This window comes from Achromobacter ruhlandii, assembly GCF_902859695.1.
Taxonomy (GTDB): Bacteria; Pseudomonadota; Gammaproteobacteria; order Burkholderiales; family Burkholderiaceae_B; genus Achromobacter; species Achromobacter ruhlandii.
On sequence record NZ_CADIJL010000035.1, the window covers coordinates 1 to 26,786 of the forward strand.

Below are 26,786 nucleotides of genomic sequence, written 5' to 3' on the forward strand. Positions count from 1 at the left end.
ACCGCGCCGGCAGGGGTCGGGGGCTCCGCGGCGGCGGGCGGCGGCACGGCGCGGGCCGCGCCCGCGGCCAGGGCAAGCGCGATGGCAAGCACGGAAGACGTGTATCGGGACATGATGGACTCCTTGAGCCGTCGGTGAACACATCAGGCTTGGACGCAAACCGTGTGCCAACCAGGAGTTCCCGAAAAAACAAGGGCTTGCGCGGTCCGGCGGCGCACCGGTGTCCGATCCGGCGACACGCGGGCGTCACCGGATCGGACACCTCATTGCAGACCGTGCTCGGCCAGCTTGCGATACAGCTGTTGGCGCGACAGCCCAAGGCGGCGGGCGGCCTCGGCGCGGTTGCCGGCCGTGGCCGCCAACGCGCGACGGATCATGGCGCGTTCCAGCGCGGCCACCGCCTCGGCCAGCGGTCCGTCCAGCGTAATCCCGCCTCCGGCCGCGTGGGCGGCGTCGGTGGACCGCAGACCGACGTGCCCCGGCTCGATGGTCATGCCATGGCAAAGCACCGCCGCGCGCTCCATGGCATTGCGCAGCTCGCGCACGTTGCCGGGCCAGTCGTGCGCCAGCAACTGCTGCGCGGCCGCAGGGGAAAGGCGCTTGGGCGCGCCGCCGCCGATGCGCCGCAGGAAATGCTCGGCCAGCAGCACCACATCGCCCAACCGCTCGCGCAGGGGCGGCAATACGATCGGCACCACCTGCAGGCGATACCACAGGTCTTCGCGGAACCTGCCCGCCGCCACCGCCGCCGGCAGGTCGCGATGCGTCGCCGCGACGATACGCACGTTCACCGGCACCACGCGGCCGGCGCCCACCGGCGTGATTTCCCGTTCCTGCAGCGCGCGCAGGATCTTGGCCTGCGTCGCCAGCGGCATATCGCCGATCTCGTCCAGGAACAGGGTTCCGCCCTCGGCCTCGCGCCAGCGCCCGGCGCGGTCGCTGGTGGCGCCGGTAAACGCGCCCTTGACGTGGCCGAACAGTTCACTTTCCATCAACTCGGCGGGAATCGCGGCGCAATTGACCGCGACGAAGGGCCGCGCCGCGCGCGCGCTGCTGCGATGCAGGGCGCGGGCCACCAGTTCCTTGCCGGTGCCGGTTTCGCCCAGGATCAACACCGTGGCATCGCCGCGCGCCGCCATGCCGATGCGCTTGAAGACATCGCGCATGGCCTCGCTGGCGCTGACCAGTTCGAAATCGTCGACCGGCCCGGCGTCGGGACTGGCGGCGGCGTCGCCCCCCGCCATGACGCTGCTCAGCGCCCGCTCCAGCGTCTCCACCAGGGCGGCGCGCGCCACCGGCTTGGTCAGATGATCGAAGGCCCCCAGGCGCATGGCGTCGATGGTGTTGCCGCCGCTCGCATAGGCGGTCAGCATGATGCACGGAACGGCGGACACTTCGGCCGCCTTGCGCAGGAACACCAGGCCATCGTCGCCCGGCATGCGCAGATCGACGATGGCCAGGTCCACCGGCTCGGTGCGCAGGCGGTTCAGGCCCGCGCTGGTCGAGGCGGCCTGCAACACGGCATGGCCCAGGTCCTGCAGCGTTTCCGTCAGGCTGTCACGAAATGCCGCGTCGTCGTCGACGATCAGGATGCGGGCCATGGCAGCTCCATTTCGATGCGGGCGCCGCGCGCGGTGGGCGCCAGCCTGACCTGCCCGGCGTGCGCCTGGATGATTTCCCGCACCAGGGCGAGCCCCAGTCCGGACCCGCCTGTGCGCGCTGTCGCGAACGGTTCGAACAGGGTGTCGCGCAATCCGTCCGGCACGCCGGCGCCATCGTCAGCGACCCATAGCAGCAAGGCGCCACGGGGGCCACGGGCCGCGCCCAGTTCCACCGCGCCGCCATTGCCGGTATGCGCCAGCGCGTTCAATAGCAGGTTGTCGAACACCCGCGCCATCTGTGCCGGATCGAACCATGCACGCGCACCCGCCATGTCGGGCGCGGTCACCGTCAGCCGGACTCCCGCCTTTTGCGCGGCAGCCGCGTGCGCCTGCACCCGTTCCTCCAGGAAAGCGGGCAGATCGAGCGATTGGCGCTCGACGCGGAATGGCTGCGTCAGGGCCAGCAGGCTCGACACCAGGGACTCGAGCCGCTCGGTCTGCGCCAGGACGGCCTCCAGGGCGCCGGCCACCCGCGCCTGGCGCACGGGCTCGGGCGCGGCCAGCGCGTTCTCGACTTTCATGCGCATGGTGCCCAGGGGGTTGCGGATTTCATGGGCCAGGCCCGCGGACATGCGCCCCAGGGTCGCCAGCCGTTCGGCCTGTTGCAGCTGCCGCTGCATGTCTTCCGATTGCCGGCGCCAACGGGTGAAAGTGCGGCCAAGCCAGAGGCCGGAAACCACCACCATGGCCAGCAGCAGGCTGATCGCCAGGATCAGCGCATTGATCACGTCGCCGCCGATCAGCGGCACGCGCGTCAGGGTCCAGGCCGCGAGCGGGCGGTTCCCGATCTCGGCGGGACACGCGGCGAATACCACGGCTTCGCGCAGGCCCGGCCGCATGTCGGTGACCAGCCCGGCCCCGTCCAGGGCGCGCTGGGCGGTGGCGCCAATGCGCTCCAGCTCCGCGCTGGGCGGGTCGCGCTTGATGCCGGTGCCGTCATAGGTGGGAAAGGCATAAGCCACCACGCCCGCGCCCGGCTGCCAGAACCCGCCTTCCATGCCGACGCGATCACGCAAGACAAGATCGAGAATCGCCTGGGCGCCGGGCAGTTCGGCGGCTGGCGCGCGCGGGCCGGGCGGGGCGACCCGTGGCAGGCGCGCCGCCCCGGCGCGCAAGGCCTCGCAACTGACCGCCGCCAGGTCACGCGCGCGGGCCACCTGGGCCCCGGCGCCTTGCCGGCTGAGCGTGACCAGCAGCCCGGCCAGCACCAGCGCGACGATGGCGATCCAGAACCAGAGGATCGCCAGGTCTCGACGAATCGATTTCTGCGGTGACAGGATCGCGCTCCTTCGCGGGTACACGCCGGCAGGATACCCGATCGCGCCGCGCGATCGATAGTGTTAAAACCGGATGCTCACCGTAGCGTCGGAGACACCGCATGTTCGATCACATTGGCTTTGGCGTCAGCGACATCGACCTCAGCCGCGAGTTCTTTCTCAAGGCGCTCGCGCCCCTGGGCGTGAGCCTGGCCATGCAAGGCCCGGCCAGTATCGGCCTGGGCCGGCAGGGGAAGCCTTCGCTGTGGCTCTATCCACAAGCCCGTGTCGCCGGGCCCTTGCACATCGCCATCGCGGCGGACACCCACGCCCAAGTGGACGCGTTCCACGCCGCCGCGCTCGCCGCCGGCGGCAAGGACAATGGCCCGCCCGGCCTGCGCCCCCACTACCATCCCCACTACTACGCCGCGTTCGTCATCGGCCCCGATGGCCACAACGTGGAAGCGGTGTGCCATCGGCCGCAGGCGTAATGGCCTGTCCCGCGCGGCGGCGGCCCCGCCCTGACGGCACGGCTGCATTACCCGTTCCGGGCGGGCCCCAAGGACGCATCGGCCGTCCGCGTCAGGCCCAGCGATTGCCTCAGGCCGCGGTTCAACGGCGTGGAATACGCCCGCGACACCAGCGCGCCCAGCAGGCACGCGCCAACGACACTGGCCAGCAGCAAACCGAGCCTGGCGTCGCCCACATATTGCGCGGGCGGCAGCCAGGTGCGCAACAGGCCCAGCACCAGCAGGTGCAGCAGGTAGATCTCGTAGCAGTCGCGGCCGCAGCGTCCGAGCAGGCGTCGCGCCAGGCCGGGTGAAGACGGGACGATGGCGGGCCGACCAAGCAGCAGCAGCGCCGCGCCCAGCGCCATTGCACTGACGCCCAGCACATTGCTCTGGCTGATCGGCCATGCCAGGTAGAGCACGGCCATGCCAAGACCCGCAAGCCTGCGCACGCCGGGCCGCCGTACCGCCGGCCACGCCTGGCGCCGCGCCAGCACCGCGGCGCAGCAGCCGATGGCGATCGCGTCGAAACAGGCGAGATAGCCGTACAGCCAGGCCTCGCCATCGCCCTGGTTCGCCAGCCGGTAGAGCGGCCCCGCAACGATCAGCAGCGCGGCCAGCGCCCGCAGCCAGGCGCCACGGAGCAGCACGCAGGCCAGCGGAAACAGCAGGTAGAAGGCCATCTCGACCGACAGGGACCACATCACGCCCAGCGCATAGTTGATCCATCCCTCGCGGATGACCAGCACGTTCATCCAGGCGCCCAGCGCGGCGGCGTTGGCGGTCCAGAGCGACACCCCGCTGCCCGCGCGGTTGCCGAACAGCGGCAGGCCGGCCAGCGCCAGCGCGTCGACAGCCGCCAGTGTCAGCGCCAGCGTGGGCAGGATACGCGCCAGGCGCAGCAGCCAGAAAGGCGCCGGCCGGATGGCGTCCAGACGGCCCCAGCGCTCGAGCGCGTTGCGGGTGATCAGGAACCCCGAAATGACGAAGAAGATCGTCACGCCGTAGTTGCCATTGCGCGCGATGGCCTGCAGCAGGGGCCAGCCCAGCGCGCTGGCCAACGCCGTATCGCGCAGCGGATAGGCGATGTTGAAATGATGCAGCAACACCAGCAGGATCGACAATCCGCGCAGCATGTCGATGCCGTCGTCGCGCGGCGGGGCGTTCATGGCCGGCGCGGGTCTATTTGCGGGGCGCCGCGACCATGGCGGCCCAGTCGCGCATCAGGCCGTCGCGGGCGCGCAGGCCGGCATTGGGCTGGGTCGCCCCCTCGTCCTGCAGCAGGCGGGCAAACACCAGTTGGCGGTCGTCCTTGCGCGCCCAGCCGACGAACCAGCCATAGGCGTTGGCCGGCGTGTAGACGCCGTGGCTGCCGGGCGAGCCGGTTCCGGTCTTGCCGTACAGGCGCCAGCCGTCGGCTTCGCCGACCTCGAACAGGTTCTCGGCCAGGTCATAGGCAGCCGCCTTGACGGGCAGTTGCCGGTTGACGAACTTGCGCAGGAAGTCCACCTGCTCAAACGGCGAAATGCGCAGCGAGGAGATGATCCACGCGCCATCGGTGCCGTTGTGCTTGCCGGGTTCACCCGAGACGTCCGCGTTGCCATAACCGAACGCGGAGGTGTAGCGCTGGAAGCGCTCCTGCCCCAGCGCCCTGGCGGTCAACTGCGAGTACCAGACCACCGAATACTTGATCCAGCGAGCCGGATCGGTGGGCTGGCGCCAGGCCTCGCCGCCCCAGTCGGGATAAGCGGGCTGGTAGTTCCAGACGGGCTGGTGCGGGCCCTGCAGGATGCCGGCATCCGCGCCCATCAGGGCGATGGGCAGCTTGAAGGTCGAGGCGGGGGTGTAGCGCTGCGTGCAGTCCTGCCGCGTGCCCTGCTGGAACAGGATGCGGCCGTCGGCGGCGTCGGCCACCAGGGTGCACAGGACGTCCGCCCGGGCGGGCAGGGTCAGGGCGGACGCAAAGAGGACTGCGCCCAGGGCGCGCGAAACGAGTCGAATTGTCATGGTCGATAGAACCGGATGGGGAAGAACGGGAAAGACTCAGGCATGGTCGGGACGGCCATCGAGCAGGACCAGCGTCAGGTCGCGATCCTCGACATGGATGCGCATGGCCAGGCAGCGGCCGGCCGCGGCCGAGTTGCCCGTCTTCGACAGGCGCACGTCCCAGCCTTGCGTCCCGACCAGGGGATTGGTATTGCGAAAGCGCTGCCTGGTGCCGGCCGCATCGACCGTCTCGGCCAGCGTGGTGGTGTCGCGCACGATGCGCGGATACGCGGCGGCGGCGCTGACGATCCGGCCAATGTCCACGGCGCTGGCGCGATTGCCGTCCGACAGGCCGGTCGGATCCTCCAGCGTAGTGTGCTCCAGGCGCAGCGCGGCGCTCTTGCGCCGCAAGGCCTGGGCGAATGCCGCTTCGCCGCCGGGATAGGCGCGGGCCAGGGCGTGCGCGGCGCGGTTGTCCGATGCCATCAACGCCAGCTTGAGCAGGGTGTCCAACGTGACGCTGGCGCCCACCGGCAGCGGCGAAGCGGCGCCAGCGGCGGTGGCGCGCGCATCGCGCTCATCGATGCGCACGGTGCGTGACAGGTCAGGCGCGGCATCCAGCACCACCATGGCGGTCATCAGCTTGGTCAGCGACGCGATCGGCACGGCGTCGTTCTCGGCGCGGCCCAGCAGCGTCGCGCCCGACCGGGTGTCCAGCACCAGCACATGAGAGGCGCCGCTGGCCTCGACCAGGGCACGGATCCCCGGCAGGCGCGCCATCAGGCGTTGCGCTTCCTGCGCCGACAGGGGCTGCGCCGGCCCGGCCGTCAGCGCCGACCAGGCGCCAAAGCCGGCCACCGCGCACGACAACGCCAGCACGGGCACGGCCACCGCGCGGCGGGCGGCGAGCGTGTCGGGACGCGCCAGGCGGCGGATGCGGTCGAGCAGGTCGCCGTCCCGCGCGGCGGGCGCCACCGGAGCCGGCGGCGCGGCGGCGGCGACACGCTCCAGGGCGTGCAACGCGCGCGCCAGCGGCATGGGGCCGCCGATCACGTCCGCGGCGATCTGGTCGGCGATGCGTTCGCGCTCGATCCTCATGCGGCGCGACAGCCACCAGATGGACGGATGAAAGAACAGCAGCACCTCGGCGGCGTGCTGCAGCAGGTTGAACAGGTAATCGTGGCGCCGCACGTGCGCCAGTTCATGCGCCAGGAGCGCCGCCAGCAGGTCCGCCGGCATGCCGGTGACGAGCGAGGCCGGCACCAGGATCACCGGCTTGAACCAGCCGGCGGTGACTGGCGTGGACAGGGTGCGCGCCAGGCGCAGGCCGACGGCGCGCGACAGCCGCAGGTGGCGGGCCATGTCCGCCACGCGCGCCTGCCAGGCGGGATCGTGCCACGGTTCGCTGGCGCGCAACGCGCGGCGCACCCAGCCCAGCCCCAGCAACACCCGCAGCGCCGCGAGCGCGCTGCCGGCCAACCAGGCCAGCGCCAGCCACAGCGGCCAGGCCGTGGCGGCCGCCGCCGCTGGCGACACGGCCGCGGCGGGCAGGCCGCGCCAGGCGAACACCACCCCGGTCACCGCGATGGCCACGCCAGCGGCCAACGCCGCGCCCAGCAGCGCATAGCGCAGCCGGGCATCCTCGGGGCGCGTCAATGCCAGCAACGCCAGCGTGGCGGCGTGCAGGCACAGGATTTTCCAGGCCACCGCCGGCAGGCTGCCGCCGAGGGTCCAGGCCGTGGCGAGCAGGAAGTCGGTCACAGCTTGTCGTCGCGCAGCAGGGCTTCGATTTCAGCGCGTTCCTTCTTGCTGACGCGGCCTTCGCGCAGGGCGGCCAGCACCAGTGCCTTGCCGGACCCGGCGAAGGCCTTGCCGATCAGATCCCTGACCAGCCCGCCCTGCGTCGCCTTCTGGCTCTGGGCCGCGGCATAGACGTGCGAGCGCTGGCTTTCATCGCGCGTCAGCAGGCCCTTGCCGTGCATGATCTGCATCAGCCGCAGCACGTTGGCGTAGGTGAGGCTGTCGCGCCCGGCGGCCATGGCGGCGTGGACCTGCTTGACGGTGGCGGGGCCGGTTTCCCAGAGCGCCTGCAGCACGTCGAGTTCGGCGCTGGTCGGCTTGGCGATGGCGGAGGTGCGGGAAATCATGAAGCAAGGGGGTCGGCAAACGTTGAAACTAGAATAAACGTTCTAGAAAATTTTGTCTACTTACATCGAATCCAATACCCGCACGCGTGGGCCAGGCGCGGGGTCCAATCGGAAAGCCAGCGGGCCGAATCGATTTACTATCCCCGTTGCGGATTCCCGCCGCGCCGTGCGAATGGCGCCCTGCCCACCCTACGACTGCCTGCCCATGACCATGACGCCCCCACGGAAAGAACACCGCCCGTCCACGCGGCGCATCCTCGCGGAGGTCGCCCTCCTCGGCCATGATCAACGTTACGGGCGGATGGTGGCGCTCGGTCGTGAGTCCATCGCGGATGCGCGGCTTGCCGAAGACCTGAAGTCGCTGGCGCAATCGGAGATCCACTACGAGCGGCTGCTGGCGCTGATGTCGGCCAGCGGCTCGCGCGCGACGGATCTGATCGTCACGCTGCTCGCCGACCCCTCGCCCATGCTGGTGTTGCGTGCCGCCCGACTGGCGGCGCGTGTGGTGCCAGACGAGATCCTGGTCCGCCTGATGCCCGACATGACAAAGCCGTGCCGCCGGGAGCTCGCCCGCCAGCTCTGGCGAGCCGGACGCGGGCAGGTCAACGATGCCGTCTATCCGACACTCGAAGGCGCGGCGCGCCGCCATCTGCTGCCTTGGACGACGGATGCATTCATCGGCGCCAGCCTGGATGCCGAACAGGTTGCATTGCTGGAGGCGCCGCAGTGGGCGGCGCTGGCGCAGCGCCTGCCGGGGCTCGTGCGCGACAGGCTGGCGCACGAACTGGAGCAGTCCGGCAATCCCTCCTATGCATTGCGCGTTGCCATCAGGGCGGCGCTCTATCGCATGCTGCGCAGCGACCGGGCGGCCGGGTTGAGCCTGTTGCGCGTGGCGGTCGCCCGCATTCCCGTCCAGGATTTGCCGCTGGCGCGCTATGCCTCTTTCTTCCCGGCGCAGATCGCCGCCATCGTCGAGGACCTGGGCGGCAGACAGCGCATTCCCTTCACCCTGCAGACCCTGCGGCGCCTGGATGCGTCCGCGCTCTGCAAACTGTTGTCGGTTGACGCGCTCCCCGACCTGCACGCGGTCTTCCAGCAACTGCATGCAAACCAGCGGGACGCGCTCTATCGCCAGGGCGGCGAAGCCTGGCGCGAGGACAGCGGGGCCTTGCCGTTCGAGTTCGTTCGGGAGCTATCCAGCGCTGCCCGGCAGGCCGAAGCGCGCCGCGCGTTCTCGTCGCCACGCCTCGCCGCCGAGCCGCTGGTCCGGCTGCCGTACCTGTCCTGCCTGCCATTCCAGGAAGCGCTGGCCCTGGCCCAGCCGTTCCTGTCGCAGCCCGATGGCGAGCTGCGCGCGCAGGCCGTTGCGGCGGTGGCAGGGACAGGACGATACGAGGCATCGAGCCTGGCCGCCATTCTGGATTTCTGCCGGGCCCGCGAAAACGAACAGGACCCTGTGCGACTTGCCATGCTGACGGCCCTGGCGGCACTGCCGCCTTCGCGCTGGGAAGCCGGGCACCTGCCCGGGTTCACCGCGCTCATCGATGCCGCATTGCGCGCCCGCGACTGCTCGCACCAGACCATGCTGGCGGCCATGCAATGGTTGATGTCCATCATCACCCCCCACACCGCATTTGTCGTGGCCGCGCTGCCCGGCCTTGTCGAGCGCATGGGCGGCATGGGCAACCTGCGCCAGGGGCACTGGGAATCCCGCATGAGCGATGGCGAACTGCGCCGGATCGCCCCGCACCTGATGGGGCTGCTCGAGACCTGGATCCGGCGCGATCGCGCCCAGGTGGCGCTGCAACTCGTCTTTGGCTTCGGATGCCGGGCGAAGGCCGTGGACCTGTTTGTCGACATGATCTCCGACCTGGCCCGCGACAAACGCGGCCATGTGGCGCGTTCCGGGCTGGACGCGCTGGTGCGGCTCGGACTGCGCAAGCGCGCGGCGGAATTGATTCCCCAACTGCTGGGGGCCGATCCGAGCTGGATCCAGGTGTCCGCGGTCTCCTCGCATCTGCATCGTCGCAGGCAAGACCTGCTGACGCCGTTTCTGACCGCCCGCGTCTACAAGGGGCGGTTTCCCAGCGGCAAGGCGGCATTTCTCCCCGCCTACGAAGACGGATTCTTCCGGTGGACGGCGGCCCAGCAGCAATGCTATGCCGCCGAACTGCTCGATATCCTCACCAGCACGCAGCGCAACGCCTGGGAACTCTACGGCTGCGTCCAGCGCTATGCGGCCATGCCATCCATCGACCTGGCGCCGCTGGTCGACCTGGCGCGCCTCGACACGCCCGACCAGGCGCTGCGTGACAAGGCGCTGGAAGCGCTCGGACGCGCCGACGCCGGACGCGGAGTGGCGGCGCTGATACAGGCACTGGATGACGGCCGGGCCCGGGTCGCCATCTACGCCTTGCGGCGATCCTTGATGAACCTGCGCCCCGCGCAGGTGCTGGAACTGCTGGACCGCGCGCCGCGAAGCAAGATCACCGTCGCCAAGGAGATTGTCCGCCTTGCCGGCGACCTGAGAACGGATGGCGCCTTCGCATTTCTCGCCCGGATCGAAGCCGAGCCCAAGCTGCATCAGGACGTGGCGATCGCCTTGGCGCGAGCGTACTGGAACTTCCTCGACCGCCCCGAGGTCTGGCCCAGATTGCACGCCGCCGCGCGCAGCGGGCCGCCGGCCCTGGCGCGCACAACCATCCGCATTCCGCCGACGGGCCTTTCTCCGGATGGCCAGCGCGCCCTGAGCCAGCATCTCGCCTTGCTGCTCGGGCATTCCGATGCCCAGATCCGCAAGGAAACGCTGGAGCGACTGATCGCGATGCCTCCAGGGCAAGGCGCACCCGCGTTGCACCAGGCGCTGGCCGCGCGGCTCGGAGATGTCGATGTGTCGCTGGTCGAACTCGCGGCAGGCGCGCTGCTGGGCATTTATGCGGGAAGCCTGCCGCGCGAACTGGCGGACAGTTTCGCAGGCCTGACGCGGGCGCATGCATTGGCCGCGGTTGTCGCCGCGTACCAGCAGCAACGGCAGCGTGGCCAGCTGGAACTGGCCGCGTCGGCGGACATGCTGGCCGCGGCCCTGCTGGCCAGGCGCTGGCATCCGGGACTGGCGCTACGACTGGCGTTCTCGGTGTTGCGTCCAGAGGCGGCGCTGGCGCTCGCGCGGCAATCCGCAGCCTCGGATTTACTGCATCCCGGCGTCGTTGCCGACGTCCTGGATGCGCTCGCGGACACGGTGGCTGGCGCGCGCCTGGACCAGCTCACCCAGGTCGAAGCGTGGTTGGGCGCCGAAGGCAATGCCGGCATGCGGCGCATCGGCCTGGGCTTGCTGTGCGCAATGTCGGCCCGGACCGGATGGACGCCAGAAATGCGCCAGCGGCTGGATTTGTATCGGCACGACAAGGATGGCTGGGTTTCCGACGCCGCCGACCTGGTCACGTATCCGGATGCGTTTTCCCCGCGCGCCGGCGGATGACGCGCATACCGGGCGGGCGGCATGCCGGCAACCGGATCCGCCCGCGCCCCGCTGCCCGCTATCCCGGCAGCTTGCCGAGTTTTCCCTTGGCGCGTTCGGCCAGCCGCAGCGCCATGTCCTGCTGACGCCGCATCAGGTCGGCGATCTGCTCGGCATAAAGATCGATGAGATCGCCGCCCACCGGCTCCGGATCGGCCCAGTCGTCGATCGCCACGACGGCCCCCGCCTGGTCCACACCCCAGATCCGGCTGCCGTCGCCCACGATCTTCAGCACCGGCAGGATGCCAGGCAGACCGGCCTCGGCAAGCTGGCGCTGCTGCGCCGAAATGCTGGCCCATTCGGGCAACTCCGGCGCATCGATGCCCAACAGCACCACGCCGCGCCAGAAGGTCCAGGCGGGGCCGACGTCGAACTCCTTGGCGCGCGGCCAGACTTCCTCGCGCGCCATCACGCACAGGCCATTGGTGCGCTGGCAGAAGGCCGTGAACGCCGCCGGCAGCGGGAACCCGACAGCCGCCTCCAGGCTCGCGATCGCGGCCGCGTCGGGCGCGGGCGCGGCCACCACCTCGAAATACGCGGTGTCCACGGGGTCCAGGATCTCCCAGATGCGTTGGTGGAACTGTTCGGCGGTCATGGTCATGCAAGCTTCCTGAATCAAAAGACAAGTCCCGGCCCGCCGCCAGGACGGAAGGCCGGAACGACGCAACACTATAGCCGCGAGCCCGCCCGCATGATCCGTGGCTCCGGTTCGACGATCGATGGCGGTTGGCTGCGCGGAGCGGTTCACGGCGGGTCGTTCAGAACATCCTCAAATATCGGCGACATCGCGCAGCCGCACACCAGAGAAGCTGGCCGCGCGCAATGCGTCAAACATCGCGCGGTCACAGATGGGAGGCGCTCCCAGGCGATCCTGGCGGAAGATATGGGCGCCTCCCACAACCTCGGGTTTGAACACCAAACTGGCGCCGCCGACGAGGCTATAACGCTTCTCGTCCTCGCCGGTCTGATAGTTGTGGTCGAGCTTGATCCTCACGCGAGAAGAGGCTTCATCCAGGGCATCGAGTCTGCGCAGCACATTGCCCAGGTAGTACCGAGGACCGGGGCTGCCGTCGGCAAGGCTGAAGTCGCATGCCACAAACGCAAACGCCTCGGCGTCCAACTGCTCAAACAACCGCTTCAACGGCTCCGACACAATCCATATGCCAGCGAGTTCTTCCAGATCGCGGGGCATTGCGCCCTTTTGCGGAACATGGACCAGGTGGGGACGCGCCGGATACTGATCTGGCATTCCATTCGGGCGCGAGATGACGTTCATCCCCGGATCGATCAGCGTCTCTTCGTTGGCGATTTCCAAGCCGGGAACCCTGCCGTCTTCCAGGAAGCCGGCGTCGATCAGGAAAAACTTGCCCTTATGCGATGCGGCTTCGGCTGAAAGTGCAATGGCGGTCGGTTCGGTCACGGCGGCTTCCATCATGGATGCGGGGAGGCGGAATAGAACAGCGGTTCAACCGATGCTAGCCGGATTTGAGCGCAGCCAAAAGGCCCGCCCCGGGCAAAGCCCTTGGCTGAGCGCCAGGATGGCCCCTACACGGTGAGAGCCGGACGTTTACCATCAACCGCCATAGCCTCGGGTCCTCCATCCTGCCGCTCAAGGTCACTTCCATCGGGTCTCCCCTCTTTTGGTAAAGGCTTGCAAACGCTGATGTCCGGGCGGCCCGGCTGCGGTATAAACAAGGCCCTGTCGATTGCACACAGAGGAACGACTTGTCGAACGCACGCGGAGCGCTTTCATTCTTCAACGCAACGGCTGGCGCCATCCGGCGCCATGGCCGCGCGATGCTGGCGGCCGCGCCGTGGTCGCTGGCGGTGTTCCTATTGTCGCTGCCGTTCGCCATTCTGGCCGCGTCGCTGTACTGGCTTAAGGGCGGCCTGTTCCTGCTGTTCGCGCTGGTCAACCTGATTGCATTCTCGCGCATGACGTACGCCTGGCACCGGGTCATCGCGCGCGCGGACGATACGCGGATCGATGCCCCCGGCAGTACGGCGCAAGCCTGGCACCTGGTGATGCTGGGCCTGCTGGCGGTGGTCGTGACGACGCTGGCGCGCGCCACCGGCGACCTGCCCTACGTGTTGTTCGCGCTGATGAACGGCCCGGACTCGGGCCTGTTTTTCGCGGCGCTGGTGCCCGTGGCGCTGGTGCTCTGGCTGCCGATCCTGTACGGGTTGGCGCTGCTGGCGCCCGCCCTGCCGCGCGCCGCCGTGACCGGCGCAACCGGCTTGCGCGGTGTGCGTGCCGCCATGCCCTACCCGCGCTGGCCGCTGATGCTGGCCCTGGGCATCCTGGTGAGCGCGGGCGGCCTGGCCCACAGCGCGCTGTACGAGTACCTGGGCTACGCCCTGGACGGCGGGCCGTATTGGATCGTGGCCTATCTGACGCTCTTCATCGTGATGACGTTCGTCGTCGGCGCCATGGTCTCGGTGGCCTACCGGGACGGCGCGCCGGCGCGTCCCGCGTCCGACAGCGACAGCGACAGCGACAGCGACAGCGACAGCATCAAGGATGCAGCGGCAGCCCCTTGACCGCCTTGTCCACCGCCTTTTTCGGACCGCGCAGGGCGATGCCGACCAGGTCCAGGTCGTTGGCCGGCTGGGCGCGGAACACCACGCGGTTGGCCTCGTGGTGGCCGGTGGCGAACATGGCATGGACGAACGGCGCCAGCGTCAGCTCGCGGTCGCGCGCGATCCGGTGCGCCACCTGCTGGCCGACGCGGTCCCCTCGAACACCAGGATAAGAAGAAGAAGAAGAAGTGATGGGGAGGCTGGCTGGGTGGGGTAAACGTCCGGCTCTCACCGCCCAAAGCCCTTGCCTGAGCGCCAAGATCTTCAAGAATTCGCAGCGGCGTTGCTTGTAGGCCGACCGCCGCTAGCGTGTTCTCGACCTGGTGCAGCAACCATCCTTCTGGCATCGACACTTGAAACGCGGGGAACAGTTCCCTGCTGCGCCATGACCGCTGGCTTGTAGGCATTCGCAGGGAGAACGGAAAGCTCATTATTCACGAGATCACTGTAGCAATTTACGTCCCACCGGGCCTTGGTGGGGGCCCCTCCTGAGTTGGCCGTAGCTGAGCTGGTCCGCAGCGTAGCAATCGCATGCCGCCTGCTCCAGGCCTGGCCTATTCAGGATCTCGATGTTTCCGCGGTGATACGCGATCAGCTTGCGGTGCTGCAAGGCCGAGGCCGCCACCGTCACGCCGACCCGCCGCACACCCAGCATATAGGCCAGGTATTCATGAGTGAGGTGAAAGCTGTCCGAGTGCGCGCGGTCTTGCGTCATCAGCAGCCAGCGCGCAAGTCTGCCCTCGAGCACATGGGAATGCATGCAGGCCGCGGTCTGGGCGAGCTGCTGCAGGATGACCACGGTATAACGGCTGATCAGGCCGCGCAGCGCGGCACTGGCGTCCAGTTCCCGCCGGAACAGATCCGCTTTCATGCGCAAGGCGGACCCTGCTCCCTGCACGACTGCGCGCAGTTGCGAGGTATCGGCGCCCAATGGGACGTCAACGCTCCACATCCCTTCATTGCCGACCAGGCCCACCTCCAGGGAAGCGCCGCGCTTCTGCGGCAGAATCAGGGAGATATAGCCCCCACCGGGGAAGTAGACGTCGTCGATGCGATCGCCGGGCTGAAGCAGGCATTGCCCGAAGACCAGGTCGACAGACTCGAAGCGATCCAGCAAACGAGGCCGTTCCCGGTTGGGCAACGCGTCGAGCAGGCGGTTGGGAACATCGGCGATCGTGGGGTGCGGCAAGTTCTGCTCCAGGTTCCATCTCAGGCGCGGACCGGGCCGCCAGGCTGACTCAACAGGCGCTGATATTCCTGCCGCACGACCATATAGCATTCGCAGACACGTGCCTCCAGCCCGACGCGGTCCACCACGGTGATATGGCCGCGGCGATACCGGATCAGACCGGCCTCCTGCAGGTGGCCGGCAGCCTCGGTGACTCCTTCGCGCCGCACGCCCAGCATGTTGGCGATCAGTTCCTGCGTCATGACGAGTTCGTCGGATTGCAGTCGGTCCAGGCTGAGCAGCAGCCAGCGGCAAAGCTGCTGGTCCAGCGAATGATGTCGGTTGCACACCGCTGTCTGGGCCATTTGCGTGAGCAGCGCCTGCGTGTATCGAAGCAGCAGGTGCTGCATGGCCCCACCCCGGTCGAACTCGTCTTTCAGCGCCTGACCCTTCAACTGATAGGCTGACCCCGCGCTTTGGACGATCGCGCGGCTTGGCGTGGTTTCTCCACCCATGAACAAGGAAATGCCAACGATGCCTTCGTTGCCGACCACGGCGATTTCGGTGGAGGCGCCATCTTCCATGACGCATAGCAGCGAGACAATGCAATCGATCGGGAAGCAGACATGCCGCATTCGGCCGCCCGGTTCGTACAAGGCTTTTCCCAACGGCAGGGAAACGCGCTCCAGCAGCGGAAACAATCGCTCCGTCTCCTGCGGGGGCAGCGCCGCCAATAGATAATTCCGGGTGGGATCGTGTAAATCAGGCATGATGAGTCCCTCCAACAAGCCCAGTTGCAACGGCCCGATCCAGGGCCGCAATCCGAAAATCCTCCGGCACACTTTGCCCACTCGGCAGGGGCAATCGCCACGCGTTATGTACGGTGGCGAACGGAGTCTTTCCCAGAGTAACGCACTATTGGTCGCTAGCCCCGCTAAGCGGGCGCTACTTGATCTGCATGCTGTTTTTCACGCTCGTCACGCCGCCGACGCCCCTGGCCATTTCGACCGCGCGGTTAGCGTCGGCCTGCGAGGTCACGAATCCGCTGAGCTGAACCACCCCTTTGAAGGCCTCGACATTGATCTCCGCCACCTTGAGGCCGGGTTCATTGAGAATCGCGGCCTTGACCTTGGTCGTGATGACGCTGTCGTCCACATATTCGCCCGTTCCCGCCGTCTTGGAGGTCGAAGCGCCCCCCGCCACTGGAAAGCGCGATGAACACCGCGCATGCATATTTTTTGAATGATTTCATGAGTGATAGATCCTTCCCTACTACGTGAACCTGGCCCGGTCGGGTCAGGATTCTTCCCTGCGATGACCCTGTCACGCTATGGGAAGCCCAGACTCAAGTCCGTTCGCTGGCGTGCATAGCGCCAGAGGCCTTGGCATCCAGGTATTTCTGCATCAGCGCGCGCGTGGAACTGTCCAGCCCTTGCGCGCCCCCCTCCCCGGCCCCGAGCGCTTGCGCGATATGAGCGGCCAGCGTCTTGCCCAGCTCCACGCCCCATTGATCGAAGGAATCGATGTCCCAGATCACACCCTGGGTGAACGCGCTGTGCTCATAGATCGCGACGAGCGCGCCCAATGTCCGGGGCGTCAGCTTTGCGGCCAGCAGCGTGTTGCTGGGGCGATTCCCCTGCACCTCCCGGTGCCCTTCTGGCTCCTGCGTATCGCCAGGCCCGCCCCCCTCGTCCCGGAGGCGTCCGAACGCCAGCGCCTGGGCCTGGGCGTACATGTTCGCCAGCAGTTCTTCATGGCCGCCCGCCGATGATGGCAGCGGCGACAGAAATCCGATGAAGTCGCAGGGCACGATCTGCGTGCCCTGGTGCAGCAACTGATGGAACGAATGCTGGCCATTGGTTCCGCAGCCCCCCCAGTAAACCGGGCTGGTTTGGGTGGCGACCGGGGCCCCGTCCTGGGCCACAGACTTGCCGTTGCTTTCCATCATCAATTGCTGCACATATGAGGGGAACCGTCGCAAATAGTGGTCATAAGGCAGAATCGCAACGGATCGCGACTCAAGAAAGTTGTTGTTCCATATCGCCATCAAACCGAGCAGAACGGGAAGATTCTGTTCCATCGGCGCAGACAGGAAATGCACGTCCATATCATAGAAGCCCGCTAACATCTCGCGGAAAGCGGCGGGCCCGATGGCGGTCAGCAGGGCCAGGCCCATGGCGGAACACAACGAATAGCGGCCGTTGACCCACTCCCAGACGTCGAAAACATGCTCCGGCGCGAAGCCGGCCTTGATGGCGGCGTCGCGATTGCCCGTAACAGCCACGAAATGCGCCCGCAGCGCGCCTTCGTCCTGGATGTCTTCCAGGCACCAGGCGCGCGCAGCGGCCGCGTTTCGCAAGGTTTCGGGCGTGTGGAAGGTTTTTGAGCAGACGATGAACAACGTTTCGCGTGGGTCCAGGTCGCGCGTGGCCTGAAAGAAGTCCGCCCCGTCCACGTTGGACACGAAGCGGAATTGCATGTCTGGCCGTGCATAGTGCTGCAACGCCGCCCAAGCCATGCCCGCACCGATCGCAGAGCCGCCTATTCCCAGGTTCACGACATTCCTGATCTTTTTCCCGGTTCCGCCAAGCCAGGATCCGCTGCGCACCTTGCCGGCGAAGTGTTCCATGCGGCGCAGCACCCGCTGGACGTCGGGCACGACGTCCCTGCCCTCCACTCGGACGCTGGAACCGGCAGGCATGCGCAGTGCGACATGCAGAGCCGCACGCCCTTCGCTGACGTTGACCGGATCGCCATTGAACATGGCGTCAATCCGCGCCGGCAGACGGCACGCGCGGGCCAGGCGCAGCAACAGCTCGACAGTCCTCGGGGTGATCCGGTTCTTGGAATAGTCCAGATACCAGCCCGGAGCCTCCACGCTGAAGCGCGGCCCCCTATCCGGGTCAAGCTGGAACAGATCGCGCAGATGCTGCGGCCGCACCTCTTCCACGTGCCCGGCCAGCGTTTGCCAAGCTGGGGGCAGCGACACGTTGCGCAAACCACCCGTTGCTTGTCTGTCCATTGCTATCATCTCCATGCCGCCCGACGAGAACTTCCCGAATTCCGGGCCTTTAGCCGGTTATGCCACAGGCGATGAAGGGCGTCCGTGCGGTAGCGTACAGAGCCTGCGGCCATGCTCGGTCAATCTATGGTCATGAAACCCATTGATTGGCCCTCGCTCGAAGCCGCGCCCGAGTGGATAGACCTGTTTACCCGAAGCAAGGCCACGCTGCACTCCGCCGAAAGCGAGCCGCCGTTGCGCGCGGAGTTGTTCAGCGCCCTGCAGATGGAGCAGCACGGCCAGGCCTTGGCGCACGCGCATCTGGTGGGCACATCGCGCCCGCCGGACACTTTGCTGCCGCGGTTGACTGAAAGCCAGACGTTGCTGGCCCAGGCCTGCGCGCTGCTGATGGAGTCCATGCGGCAGAACCGCCAGATCACGCCGGCCGACGAATGGCTGCTGGACAATTTCTACCTGATCGAAGAGCAGATCCGGCTGGCCAAGCGGCACTTGCCCAAAGGCTACAGCCGCAGTCTGCCAAAACTGGACACGGGCCCCTCCAAGGGGCTGCCGCGGGTTTACGACATTGCGCTGGAGATGATTTCCCATAGCGACGCGCGGATCGATGCCGCGGGGATCCAGGCATTCGTGGCCGCCTATCAATTGGTTGCGCCGCTGCAACTGGGGGAATTGTGGGCGGTTCCCATCATGATGCGCCTGGCCCTGATCGAGAACCTGCGCCGCGTCGCCATCCGCCTGGCGTACGCGAACATGAACCGCGGGCTGGCGGACACCTGGGCCGACACCATGCGCAAATCGGCCGAGGAGGATCCCACCGGCCTGATTCTTGTCATCGCCAACATGGCGCGGTCGAATCCCCCCATAGACGGTTCGTTCGTCGCGGAACTGGCCAGGCGGCTCCAAGGGCACGGCCCGGCGCTGGCGCTGCCCCTGACGTGGTTCGAACAGCGGCTTGCCCAGTCCAACCTGACCATTGAACAAATGGTCGTTGCCGAGAACCAGCAGCAGGCCGCCGACCAGGTGTCGATCAGCAACAGCATCGGCAGCCTGCGCACTTTGTCGACGACGAACTGGAATGATTTCGTGGAAGCCGTCAGCATCGTGGACCGGACCCTGTGCCAGGATCCCGCCGGCGTCTACCGCGGCATGGACTTTCCCACCCGAGACCACTACCGCCATCGGGTAGAACGGATGGCGCGCAATTCCGACCATGCCGAAACCGAAATCGCCGCCATGGCGATCAACCTGGCCGCTGCGGCGGCGGCCGACCCGGACCCTGGCGCCGATCCGCGGCGCGGGCACGTGGGCTTCTACCTGATCGACCAGGGCCAGGACGAGCTGGCGAAACAGGCCAAGGCCAAATCCAGCTTGGCGGAAAGGTTGGCCCGCATTTCCCCCCGCGCCGCGCTACGCCTGTATGCGGGCGTCATCATCCTGCTGACGGGCGCGGTCAGCGCGCTGCTGCTGGCGATGGCCCATGGAGCGGGAGCCGGCCTCTGGGCCATGGCGGGTTTCGCCTTGCTGTCCGTTCTGGCCGCCAGCCATCTCGCCGTGGCGACCGTCAACTGGTCCTTGACATGGCTGGTGCGCCCCCAGCGCCTGCCGCGCATGGATTACGCCAAGCGCATCCCCGACGATGCCCGCTGCCTGGTCGCCGTCCCAACGATGCTGATCGACCTGGATGACGCGGACACGCTCGCCGAAGCGCTGGAGATCCGCTTCTTGGCGAATCCCGGGGACAACCTAAGCTTCTGCCTGCTGACGGATTTCGCGGACGCCGCGTCGGAGCATCTGCCGTCCGACGCCCTGCTGCTGGAGCGCGCCAAGGCGCAGGTCCAGGCCCTGAACAAGAAGTATCGGAGGCTGGGACGCAGCCCGTTCTACCTTTGCCACCGCCCCCGCCGCTGGAACGAACAGGAACGCGTCTGGATGGCCTACGAAAGAAAAAGAGGAAAGCTGGCCGATCTGAACGGCCTGCTCCGCGGCCAGGGCACGGACGCGTTTTCCTGCGTGGTGGGCGACTTGGCGGCGCTCGCCGGCATCAGGTACGTCATCACGCTGGACACCGACACCGACTTGCCTCGGGAAACCGCCTGGAAGCTGGTCGGCGCGATGGCCCATCCGCTCAATCAGGCGCAGTTCGACCCGGCGACGCGCCGGGTAACCCGCGGCTACGGCATCCTGCAGCCCAGGGTGGCGGTGAGCCTGACCGACCTGACGGCGTCGCCGTATGCACGCCTCAATGGCGGCGATCCGGGCATCGATCCCTATACCAACACGGTCTCGGACGTTTACCAGGACATCTTCAAGGAGGGGTCCTTCATCGGCAAGGGTATCTACGACGTGGACGCCTTCGAAGCGGCATTGAAGGAGTGCTTCCCGGACAACCGGGTCCTGAGCCACGACCTGCTGGAAGGTTGCTACGCCCGCTCGGGCCTGCTAAGCGACGTCCAGCTATTCGAAGGGCAGCCCGCCCGCTACGCCGCGGACGTCAGCCGCCGGCACCGTTGGATACGGGGAGACTGGCAGTTGCTGGGCTGGCTGTTCGGCCGCGCGCCGGCGGCCCCGGGCGCGGAACGCGGACCGCCCCTGCCTGCGCTGGCGCGCGCGAAGATCCTGGACAATCTACGCCGCAGCCTGGTCCCGGCCAGTCTTGTGCTTTTGCTGGCGCTGGGCTGGATGCTGTTGCCGGCCCCGTACCTGTGGACGGTCGCCTGCGTGCTTATCCTGTTCCTGCCCGCCCTGTTCGCCTCCGCCTTGAGCGGGGTGAGGAAAGAAGAAGACGTCGTGCTGTCGCGGCATCTGGTCGGCTGGATGGCGCCCACGCTGCGGCAGTTCACGCAGGCGGCGTTTTCCTTGACCAGTCTGGCTCACGAAGCCTTGTACAGCCTGGACGCGGTCATCAGGACGCTGTACCGGCTGACGATCTCGCGCCGGCGGCTGCTGGAATGGAAGCCGTCAAGCATCACCAACCGGGACGGCGGGACGCGTTCCGGGCCGTTCCTGCTTTCCGTCCGGGGCTCGCCCGTGCTCGCCGCCGCCATCGGCACAGGCGTGATGCTGCTGAACCCATCGGCCTGGGTGGCCGCCTTGCCGGTTCTGGCACTTTGGGTGGCGATGCCTGCCATCGCCTGGCGCTTGAGCCGCCCGCCGGTGCTTGCCCGGATCGACTTGTCCCTCGACCAGAACCAGTTCCTGAGAGTGCTGGCGCGCAAGACCTGGTCATTCTTCGACGGCCACGGCGGCGCGGAAGACAACTGGCTAATACCCGACAACATCCAGGACCAGCCATCCCCGGCCATCGCCCACCGCACCTCGCCCACCAACCTGGGGCTGGCGCTGCTGGCCAACCTGGCCGCCTACGACTTCGGGTACCTCCAGGCGGGCCGCCTGCTGGAAAAGACGCAGGCGTCGCTGGGCACCATGGCGACGCTGGAGCGCTATCTGGGTCACTTCTACAACTGGTACGACACCGTCACGCTGAAGCCGCTGGCCCCGCTCTACATTTCGACCGTGGACAGCGGCAACCTTGCCGGCCACCTGCTCACGTTGCGCCCCGGCCTGCTGGAACTGGCGCAGGCGTCCATCCTGCATCCTCGGACATTCGAGGGTTGCGCCGACGCATTCGCGGTCTTGCGGGAAAGCGTCCCGGCCGACGATTCGCCCGAACTGGAGGCGCTGGCCGACGCACTGGCGTCCGCCACCCTGGCAGACCCCGCGAACTTGGGGCAAGTCAGGCAGCATCTCGACCGGCTATGCCGGCTGGCCGCCGACCTGACCGCACGCTACGCGGCGCCGGACTTCGCGCAGGCGCTGTGGCACGGCGAGGCATTGCTGCGCCAATGCGAGGCCGCGCGCGACGAGCTGGCTCTGCTGGCGCCCTGGCGAGGCTCGCCCCCAGGCGTTGCATGGCGGGACATGCCCGAATTGAACGCCATGCCGACCCTGCAGCAGGTCGCGGGCCAGGCCACGGGATTGCTGCCCGCCTTGCGCGAGCGGCTGTCGCTGCCGGAGGCATCCTCCGACGAGCGGGCCTGGCTGCTGGAGACCGAGCTTGCCGTGGTCGTGGCGGGCGAGCGGGCCCGCGAACGCCTAGCCTTGATTGCCCTGCTGGCCGACACGCTGGCCGAGATGGCGGTGGCCAATTACGGGTTCCTGTACGACAAGGGCAGCCGCCTGCTGGCCATCGGCTACAACTTGACCGAGCGCAGGCGCGACGAGGGCCTGTACGACCTGCTGGCCTCCGAGGCCCGCCTTTGCAGCTTCGTGGCTATCGCGCAAGGCCAGCTCCCGCAGGAAACGTGGTTTGCCCTGGGCAGGCAGCTCAGCGGCGCCGCGGGCGGCACGGTGCTGCTGTCGTGGAGCGGCTCGATGTTCGAATACCTGATGCCGCGGCTCGTCATGCCGTCCTACGCGCATACTCTGCTGGAGCAGACCTGCAAGTCGGCCGTGCGCGCCCAGATCGAGTATGGCGACAAGCTCGGCATTCCCTGGGGCATGTCCGAAAGCGCGTACAACCTGTTCGACATCGGCATGAATTACCAGTACCGGGCGTTCGGCGTGCCGGGCCTCGGTCTGAAGCGGGGGCTGGCCGATGACGTGGTGGTGGCTCCGTACGCGTCCATTCTGGCGCTGATGGTGTCGCCCGACGAGGCGTGCAGGAACCTGCAGCGCCTGGCCAAGGAGAACCTGCTGGGCCGCTACGGATTCTACGAGGCCATCGACTACACGCCGCGCCGCCTGCCGCCGGGCAAGACCGGCGCCATCATTTATGCCTACATGGCGCATCACCAGGGAATGGGGTTCCTATCGATCGCAAGCGTACTGCTGGGACGCACGATGCAGGCGCGCTTTGAAGCCGATCCGTCCTTCCAGGCCACCCTGCTCCTGCTGCAGGAGCGGATCCCGCGCGCCGCGGCGGCCTACACCAAGGCCGTGGAACTGTCGGTCATCCGCAGCACCGCGTCGGGACAGCCAGAGGCGTCGGTGCGCGTGTTGGATACCGCTGACAGCGCCATTCCCGAGGTGCAGCTCCTGTCCAACGGACGCTATCACGTCATGGTCACCAACAGCGGCGCGGGCTCGAGCCGTTGGAGAGACCTGGCCGTGACCCGCTGGCGCGAAGACGGTACCTGCGACAACTGGGGCACGTTCTGCTACCTGAAGGACAAGGACAGCGGCGCCATCTGGTCCACGTCGCACCAGCCTACCCTGACGCGGCCGGACCACTACGAAGTCATCTTCTCCGAGGGACGGGCCGAATTCCGCCGCACCGACTATCAGATCGACACGCACACCGAAATCGTCGTGTCGCCGGAAGACGATATCGAGCTGCGGCGCTGCCACCTGACGAACCGGAGCCTCGAACGGCGGACCATAGAAATCACCTGCTATGCCGAGGTCGTCATCGCGCCGCCCATGGCGGATGAACTGCATCCGGCGTTCAGCAATCTCTTTGTGCAGACCGAGATCGTTCCGTCCGAACGCGCCATCCTGTGCTCGCGCCGGGGCCGCAGCCCAGCGGACAATCCGCCGTGGATGTTCCAGCTTCTGGCGATCCATGGCGGCAATCCCGGCACGACGTCCTATGAAACCGACCGGTCTATCTTCCTGGGCCGAGGCCGCTCGGCAGCTGATCCCCAGGCGCTGGAGGGCGACGCGCCGTTGACGAACAGCCAGGGTTCGGTGCTGGACCCGGTCTCCGCGATTCGCTGCGAGATCACCCTGGAGGCGGAGGAATCCGCGGTCATCGATCTGGTGCAGGGCGTGAGTGACAGCCGCAGCGCCTGCATGAACCTGATCAGCAAATACCGGGATCGCCACCTGGCCGACCGGGCCCTGGAACTGGCGTGGACGCACGCGCAGGTAATCGTGCGCCAATTGAACGCCACCGAGGCGGACGCCCAGCTCTATGCGCGGCTTGCCAACGCCATCGTCTACCAGAACCCGGCCATGCGCGCGGAGGCGGCGACGCTGCTGAAGAATCGCCGCGGACAATCGGGTCTGTGGGGATACGCCATCTCGGGCGACCTGCCCATCGTGCTGCTCCGGATCAAGGATCCGGCAAACTTCGAGCTGGTTCGCCAACTGGTCCAGGCGCATGCCTACTGGCGGCAGAAGGGCGTGGCGGTGGATCTGGTGATCTGGAACGAGGACACGGGCAGCTACCGCCAGGCGCTTCAGGACCGCATGATGGGCCTGATCTCCGCGGGCGTGGAGGCGCACATCATCGACCGCCCGGGCGGTATCTTCGTGCGACCCGGCGACCAGATATCGGAAGAGGACCGCACGCTGCTGCTGGCGGTTTCGCGCATATCGCTCAGCGACGCGCTGGGTACGCTGGCGAACCAGGTGAACCGCCTGGGCCTGCCGGAGATCCGCACTCCGCCCCTGGTGATCTCGACGCCGCCCCTGCCGCCTGCCGCGCAAGCGGCCGCCGCGCAGGAGCCGTCCGCGCTACTGCATCACAACGGGCTGGGCGGTTTCACGCCCGACGGAGAGGAATACGTGATCACCACAAGCCGGGGCCAGCGCACGCCGGCGCCCTGGGTGAACGTCATCGCCAATGCCGGCTTCGGCACGGTCGTGTCCGAGAGCGGACAGGCCTATAGCTGGAGTGACAACGCCCACGAGTATCGGCTCACTCCCTGGCACAACGACGCGGTTAGCGACGCCTGCGGCGAAGCCTTCTACCTGCGCGACGAGATCAGCGGCCACTGCTGGTCCCCCGCGCCCTATCCGGCGGGCGGCGAGTCCGCCTACGTCACGCGCCACGGCTTTGGCTACACCGTGTTCGAACACTTGGAGAACGGCATCGAATCCGAACTGTGCGTCCATGTCGCCCAGGATGCGCCGGTGAAGTTCTACGCGTTGACGCTGCGCAACCGGTCGGGGCGGCGCCGTCGCCTGTCGGCAACCGGCTACGTGGAATGGGTGCTAGGCGACCTGCGCGCCAAGACCTCCATGCACATCACGACCGAGATCGATCCCGACACCGGCGCACTGCTGGCACGCAACAGCTTCAATACGGATTTTTCCAGGCACATCGCGTGGTTCGACGCCAGCAGCGCAAGCCGGACCATGACCGGCGACCGCAAGGAGTTCATCGGCAGAAACGGCACCCTGCGCCACCCGCAAGCGTTGCGCCGCAGCCGGCTTTCGGGCAGGACGGGCGCGGGACTTGATCCCTGCGCGGCCATCCAAGTCCCCGCCACGCTGGAGGACGGTCAGGACGTGCGAATCCTGTTCCACCTCGGCGCGTCGGCGCAGGGAATCGAACAAGTCAGGCAACTGGTGCGCCAATACAGCGAGCAGGGCGCGGCCGGCAGCGAACTCCAGGCGGTCAGGCAGTATTGGCGAGACACGCTGGGTGTCGTGCGCATCGACACCCCGGACGCGGCCGTGAATACGCTGGCCAATGGCTGGCTGCTCTACCAGACGTTGGCCTGCCGGCTGTGGGCACGCAGCGGCCACTACCAGTCGGGTGGTGCCTACGGCTTTCGCGATCAACTGCAGGACGTCATGGCGCTGGTGCTCGCCCGCCCCGCCCTGGCACGCGAGCACCTGCTGCGCTGCGCGGCCCAGCAGTTCGTGCAGGGGGACGTGCAGCATTGGTGGCACCCGCCCACGAACCGCGGCGTGCGTACGCGCTGCTCGGACGACTACCTGTGGCTGCCGTTCGCCACCTGCCACTATGTGAAGGTGACGGGGGACACAGGCGTGCTGGCGGAAGAAGCGGGCTTCATTGAGGGCCGCCTGCTTAACCCCGGCGAGTCTTCCAACTACGACCACCCCATTGCGTCCAGGGAGTCCGCAAGCCTGTACGCGCACTGCGCCCTTGCCTTGTCGCATGCCTTGAGCGCCCGCGGCGCGCATGGCTTGCCGCTGATCGGCTCCTGCGACTGGAACGACGGCATGGACAAAGTCGGCGAAGCCGGACGCGGCGAAAGCGTCTGGCTCGGCTTCTTCCTTTACGACACGCTGACGCGGTTCGCGCCAGTGGCCCGTGCGCAGGAAGACCTGGCGTTTGCCGCGCACTGCGAATCGGAAGCCGCCCGGCTGCGCCTGTGTCTTGAAGCGTCCGGCTGGGACGGCGGGTGGTACAGGCGAGCCTATTTCGATGACGGCAGCCCCTTGGGGACTGCCGAGAATCCGGAATGCCAGATCGACGCCATCTCGCAAAGCTGGGCCGTGCTGTCGGGCGCCGCCCTGGAAGACCGCGCCCGCCTGGCCATGCAGGCCGTGGACGACCGGCTGATCGACAACGAGCGCGGACTGATACGGCTGCTGGATCCGCCTTTTGATTCCTCCGCCCTGAATCCCGGCTACATCCGAGGCTATGTGCCTGGCGTGCGCGAGAACGGCGGCCAGTACACCCACGCCGCCATCTGGACCGCCATGGCATTCTGCGGCCTTGGCGACGATGCGCGCATCGGTGACCTGCTGACGATGCTAAACCCCATCAGCCATTCCGACTCCCCAGCAAAAGCCGCCGTCTACAAGGTGGAGCCCTATGTCATGGCCGCGGATATTTACACCACGCCCGGGCAGCGAGGCCGTGGCGGCTGGACCTGGTACACCGGCTCATCGGGCCTGATGTACCGCCTGGTCCTGGAATCGGTGCTGGGGATGCGCCGGCGCGGCGCATCCATGAGCTTTCACCCCTGCCTGCCCGCAGACTGGAACACCTTCAAGCTGCACTACCGGCACGGGGCTACGATGTACTCCGTGACCGCCCTGCGCGGACAGTCCGAGAATGGCGCGGGGTACGTGACGCTTGATGGCGTGCTGCAGAAATCGGGTGAAATCCCCTTGCTGGACGATGGAAGGGATCGCGAGGTCATGATCGTGTTACAGGCGTGATCTCTGCGCCGTTGGACCGTAGCGATGGTGCCTAGAAAACAGTGAAAGGTGGGACAACAAGGGACCTTCCTGAAGATG

Annotated in this window: 16 protein-coding genes and 2 pseudogenes; 4 read left to right on the forward strand and 14 right to left on the reverse strand. The window is 67.5% G+C overall.

The window, feature by feature from the left end; genetic code table 11:
- Positions 1-263 precede the first annotated feature (263 nt).
- Positions 264-1,601, reverse strand: coding sequence for a sigma-54-dependent transcriptional regulator (locus HV742_RS26975; RefSeq protein ID WP_175146836.1), 1,338 nt, complete (start codon positions 1,599-1,601; stop codon positions 264-266).
- Complete coding sequence (locus HV742_RS26980; protein ID WP_254601268.1) at positions 1,586-2,962, reverse strand: sensor histidine kinase; 1,377 nt, start codon at positions 2,960-2,962, stop codon at positions 1,586-1,588. The genes HV742_RS26975 and HV742_RS26980 overlap by 16 nt, the downstream gene beginning before the upstream one ends.
- A gap of 77 nt (positions 2,963-3,039) precedes the next feature.
- Between HV742_RS26980 and HV742_RS26985 the strand changes: the two genes are divergently transcribed.
- Positions 3,040-3,408, forward strand: coding sequence for a VOC family protein (locus tag HV742_RS26985; protein ID WP_049076044.1), 369 nt, complete (start codon positions 3,040-3,042; stop codon positions 3,406-3,408).
- A 47-nt stretch (positions 3,409-3,455) separates the two neighbouring features.
- Here HV742_RS26985 and HV742_RS26990 read toward each other — a convergent pair whose 3' ends face one another.
- From HV742_RS26990 to HV742_RS27005, 4 genes are read right to left on the reverse strand one after another with little or no spacing between them, the layout of a single operon-like run.
- Positions 3,456-4,595, reverse strand: a complete 1,140-nt coding sequence (locus HV742_RS26990) for an acyltransferase family protein (protein ID WP_175146837.1) — start codon at positions 4,593-4,595, stop codon at positions 3,456-3,458.
- A 13-nt stretch (positions 4,596-4,608) separates the two neighbouring features.
- Positions 4,609-5,433, reverse strand: coding sequence for an OXA-258 family carbapenem-hydrolyzing class D beta-lactamase (gene blaOXA / locus HV742_RS26995; protein WP_059272547.1), 825 nt, complete (start codon positions 5,431-5,433; stop codon positions 4,609-4,611).
- 36 nt (positions 5,434-5,469) lie between these two features.
- Entirely contained in the window at positions 5,470-7,173 is a 1,704-nt protein-coding gene (locus HV742_RS27000) for a M56 family metallopeptidase (RefSeq protein ID WP_175146838.1), read from the reverse strand.
- The gene (locus HV742_RS27005) at positions 7,170-7,559 is read right to left on the reverse strand and encodes a BlaI/MecI/CopY family transcriptional regulator (protein WP_054415121.1); all 390 of its coding nucleotides are present in this window, start codon (positions 7,557-7,559) and stop codon (positions 7,170-7,172) included. Before HV742_RS27005 ends, HV742_RS27000 begins: the two co-directional genes overlap by 4 nt.
- 205 nt (positions 7,560-7,764) lie before the next feature.
- Between HV742_RS27005 and HV742_RS27010 the strand changes: the two genes are divergently transcribed.
- Positions 7,765-11,037 carry a hypothetical protein gene (locus HV742_RS27010; protein ID WP_175146839.1) on the forward strand — a complete coding sequence of 1,091 codons (3,273 nt, stop codon included), beginning with the start codon at positions 7,765-7,767 and terminating at the stop codon, positions 11,035-11,037.
- Positions 11,038-11,095: 58 nt separating this feature from the next.
- Here HV742_RS27010 and HV742_RS27015 read toward each other — a convergent pair whose 3' ends face one another.
- Both HV742_RS27015 and HV742_RS27020 read right to left on the reverse strand, forming a co-directional pair.
- A complete protein-coding gene (locus HV742_RS27015; protein WP_059272550.1) occupies positions 11,096-11,677 on the reverse strand; it encodes a hypothetical protein in 582 nt (193 codons plus the stop codon).
- 168 nt (positions 11,678-11,845) lie between these two features.
- Complete coding sequence (locus HV742_RS27020) at positions 11,846-12,496, reverse strand: imm11 family protein (RefSeq protein ID WP_254601269.1); 651 nt, start codon at positions 12,494-12,496, stop codon at positions 11,846-11,848.
- Positions 12,497-12,801: 305 nt separating this feature from the next.
- Between HV742_RS27020 and HV742_RS27025 the strand changes: the two genes are divergently transcribed.
- Positions 12,802-13,617 carry a hypothetical protein gene (locus HV742_RS27025; RefSeq protein ID WP_175146841.1) on the forward strand — a complete coding sequence of 272 codons (816 nt, stop codon included), beginning with the start codon at positions 12,802-12,804 and terminating at the stop codon, positions 13,615-13,617.
- Here HV742_RS27025 and HV742_RS32395 read toward each other — a convergent pair.
- The 6 genes and pseudogenes from HV742_RS32395 to pgi all read right to left on the reverse strand — a co-directional run.
- Positions 13,592-13,810 (reverse strand): annotated as a pseudogene (locus HV742_RS32395) (DUF2000 family protein); the annotation flags it as partial. The gene HV742_RS27025 and the pseudogene HV742_RS32395 overlap by 26 nt on opposite strands.
- Positions 13,811-13,919: 109 nt before the next feature.
- A pseudogene (locus tag HV742_RS32555) lies at positions 13,920-14,087 on the reverse strand (HipA N-terminal domain-containing protein); the annotation flags it as partial.
- A gap of 11 nt (positions 14,088-14,098) precedes the next feature.
- Positions 14,099-14,845, reverse strand: a complete 747-nt coding sequence (locus HV742_RS27040) for a Crp/Fnr family transcriptional regulator (protein WP_254601270.1) — start codon at positions 14,843-14,845, stop codon at positions 14,099-14,101.
- Between the two features lie 20 nt (positions 14,846-14,865).
- A complete protein-coding gene (locus tag HV742_RS27045; protein WP_175146844.1) occupies positions 14,866-15,594 on the reverse strand; it encodes a Crp/Fnr family transcriptional regulator in 729 nt (242 codons plus the stop codon).
- A 175-nt stretch (positions 15,595-15,769) separates the two neighbouring features.
- Positions 15,770-16,057 (reverse strand): BON domain-containing protein, encoded by a 288-nt coding sequence (locus HV742_RS27050; protein ID WP_175146845.1) that lies wholly within the window; start codon positions 16,055-16,057, stop codon positions 15,770-15,772.
- 112 nt (positions 16,058-16,169) lie between these two features.
- Positions 16,170-17,846, reverse strand: a complete 1,677-nt coding sequence (gene pgi, locus HV742_RS27055; protein ID WP_175146846.1) for a glucose-6-phosphate isomerase — start codon at positions 17,844-17,846, stop codon at positions 16,170-16,172.
- Positions 17,847-18,092: 246 nt separating this feature from the next.
- On the opposite strand from pgi, the gene HV742_RS27060 reads away from it, so the two are divergent.
- Positions 18,093-26,708 carry a glycoside hydrolase family 94 protein gene (locus HV742_RS27060; protein WP_254601272.1) on the forward strand — a complete coding sequence of 2,872 codons (8,616 nt, stop codon included), beginning with the start codon at positions 18,093-18,095 and terminating at the stop codon, positions 26,706-26,708.
- Positions 26,709-26,786: the final 78 nt, after the last annotated feature.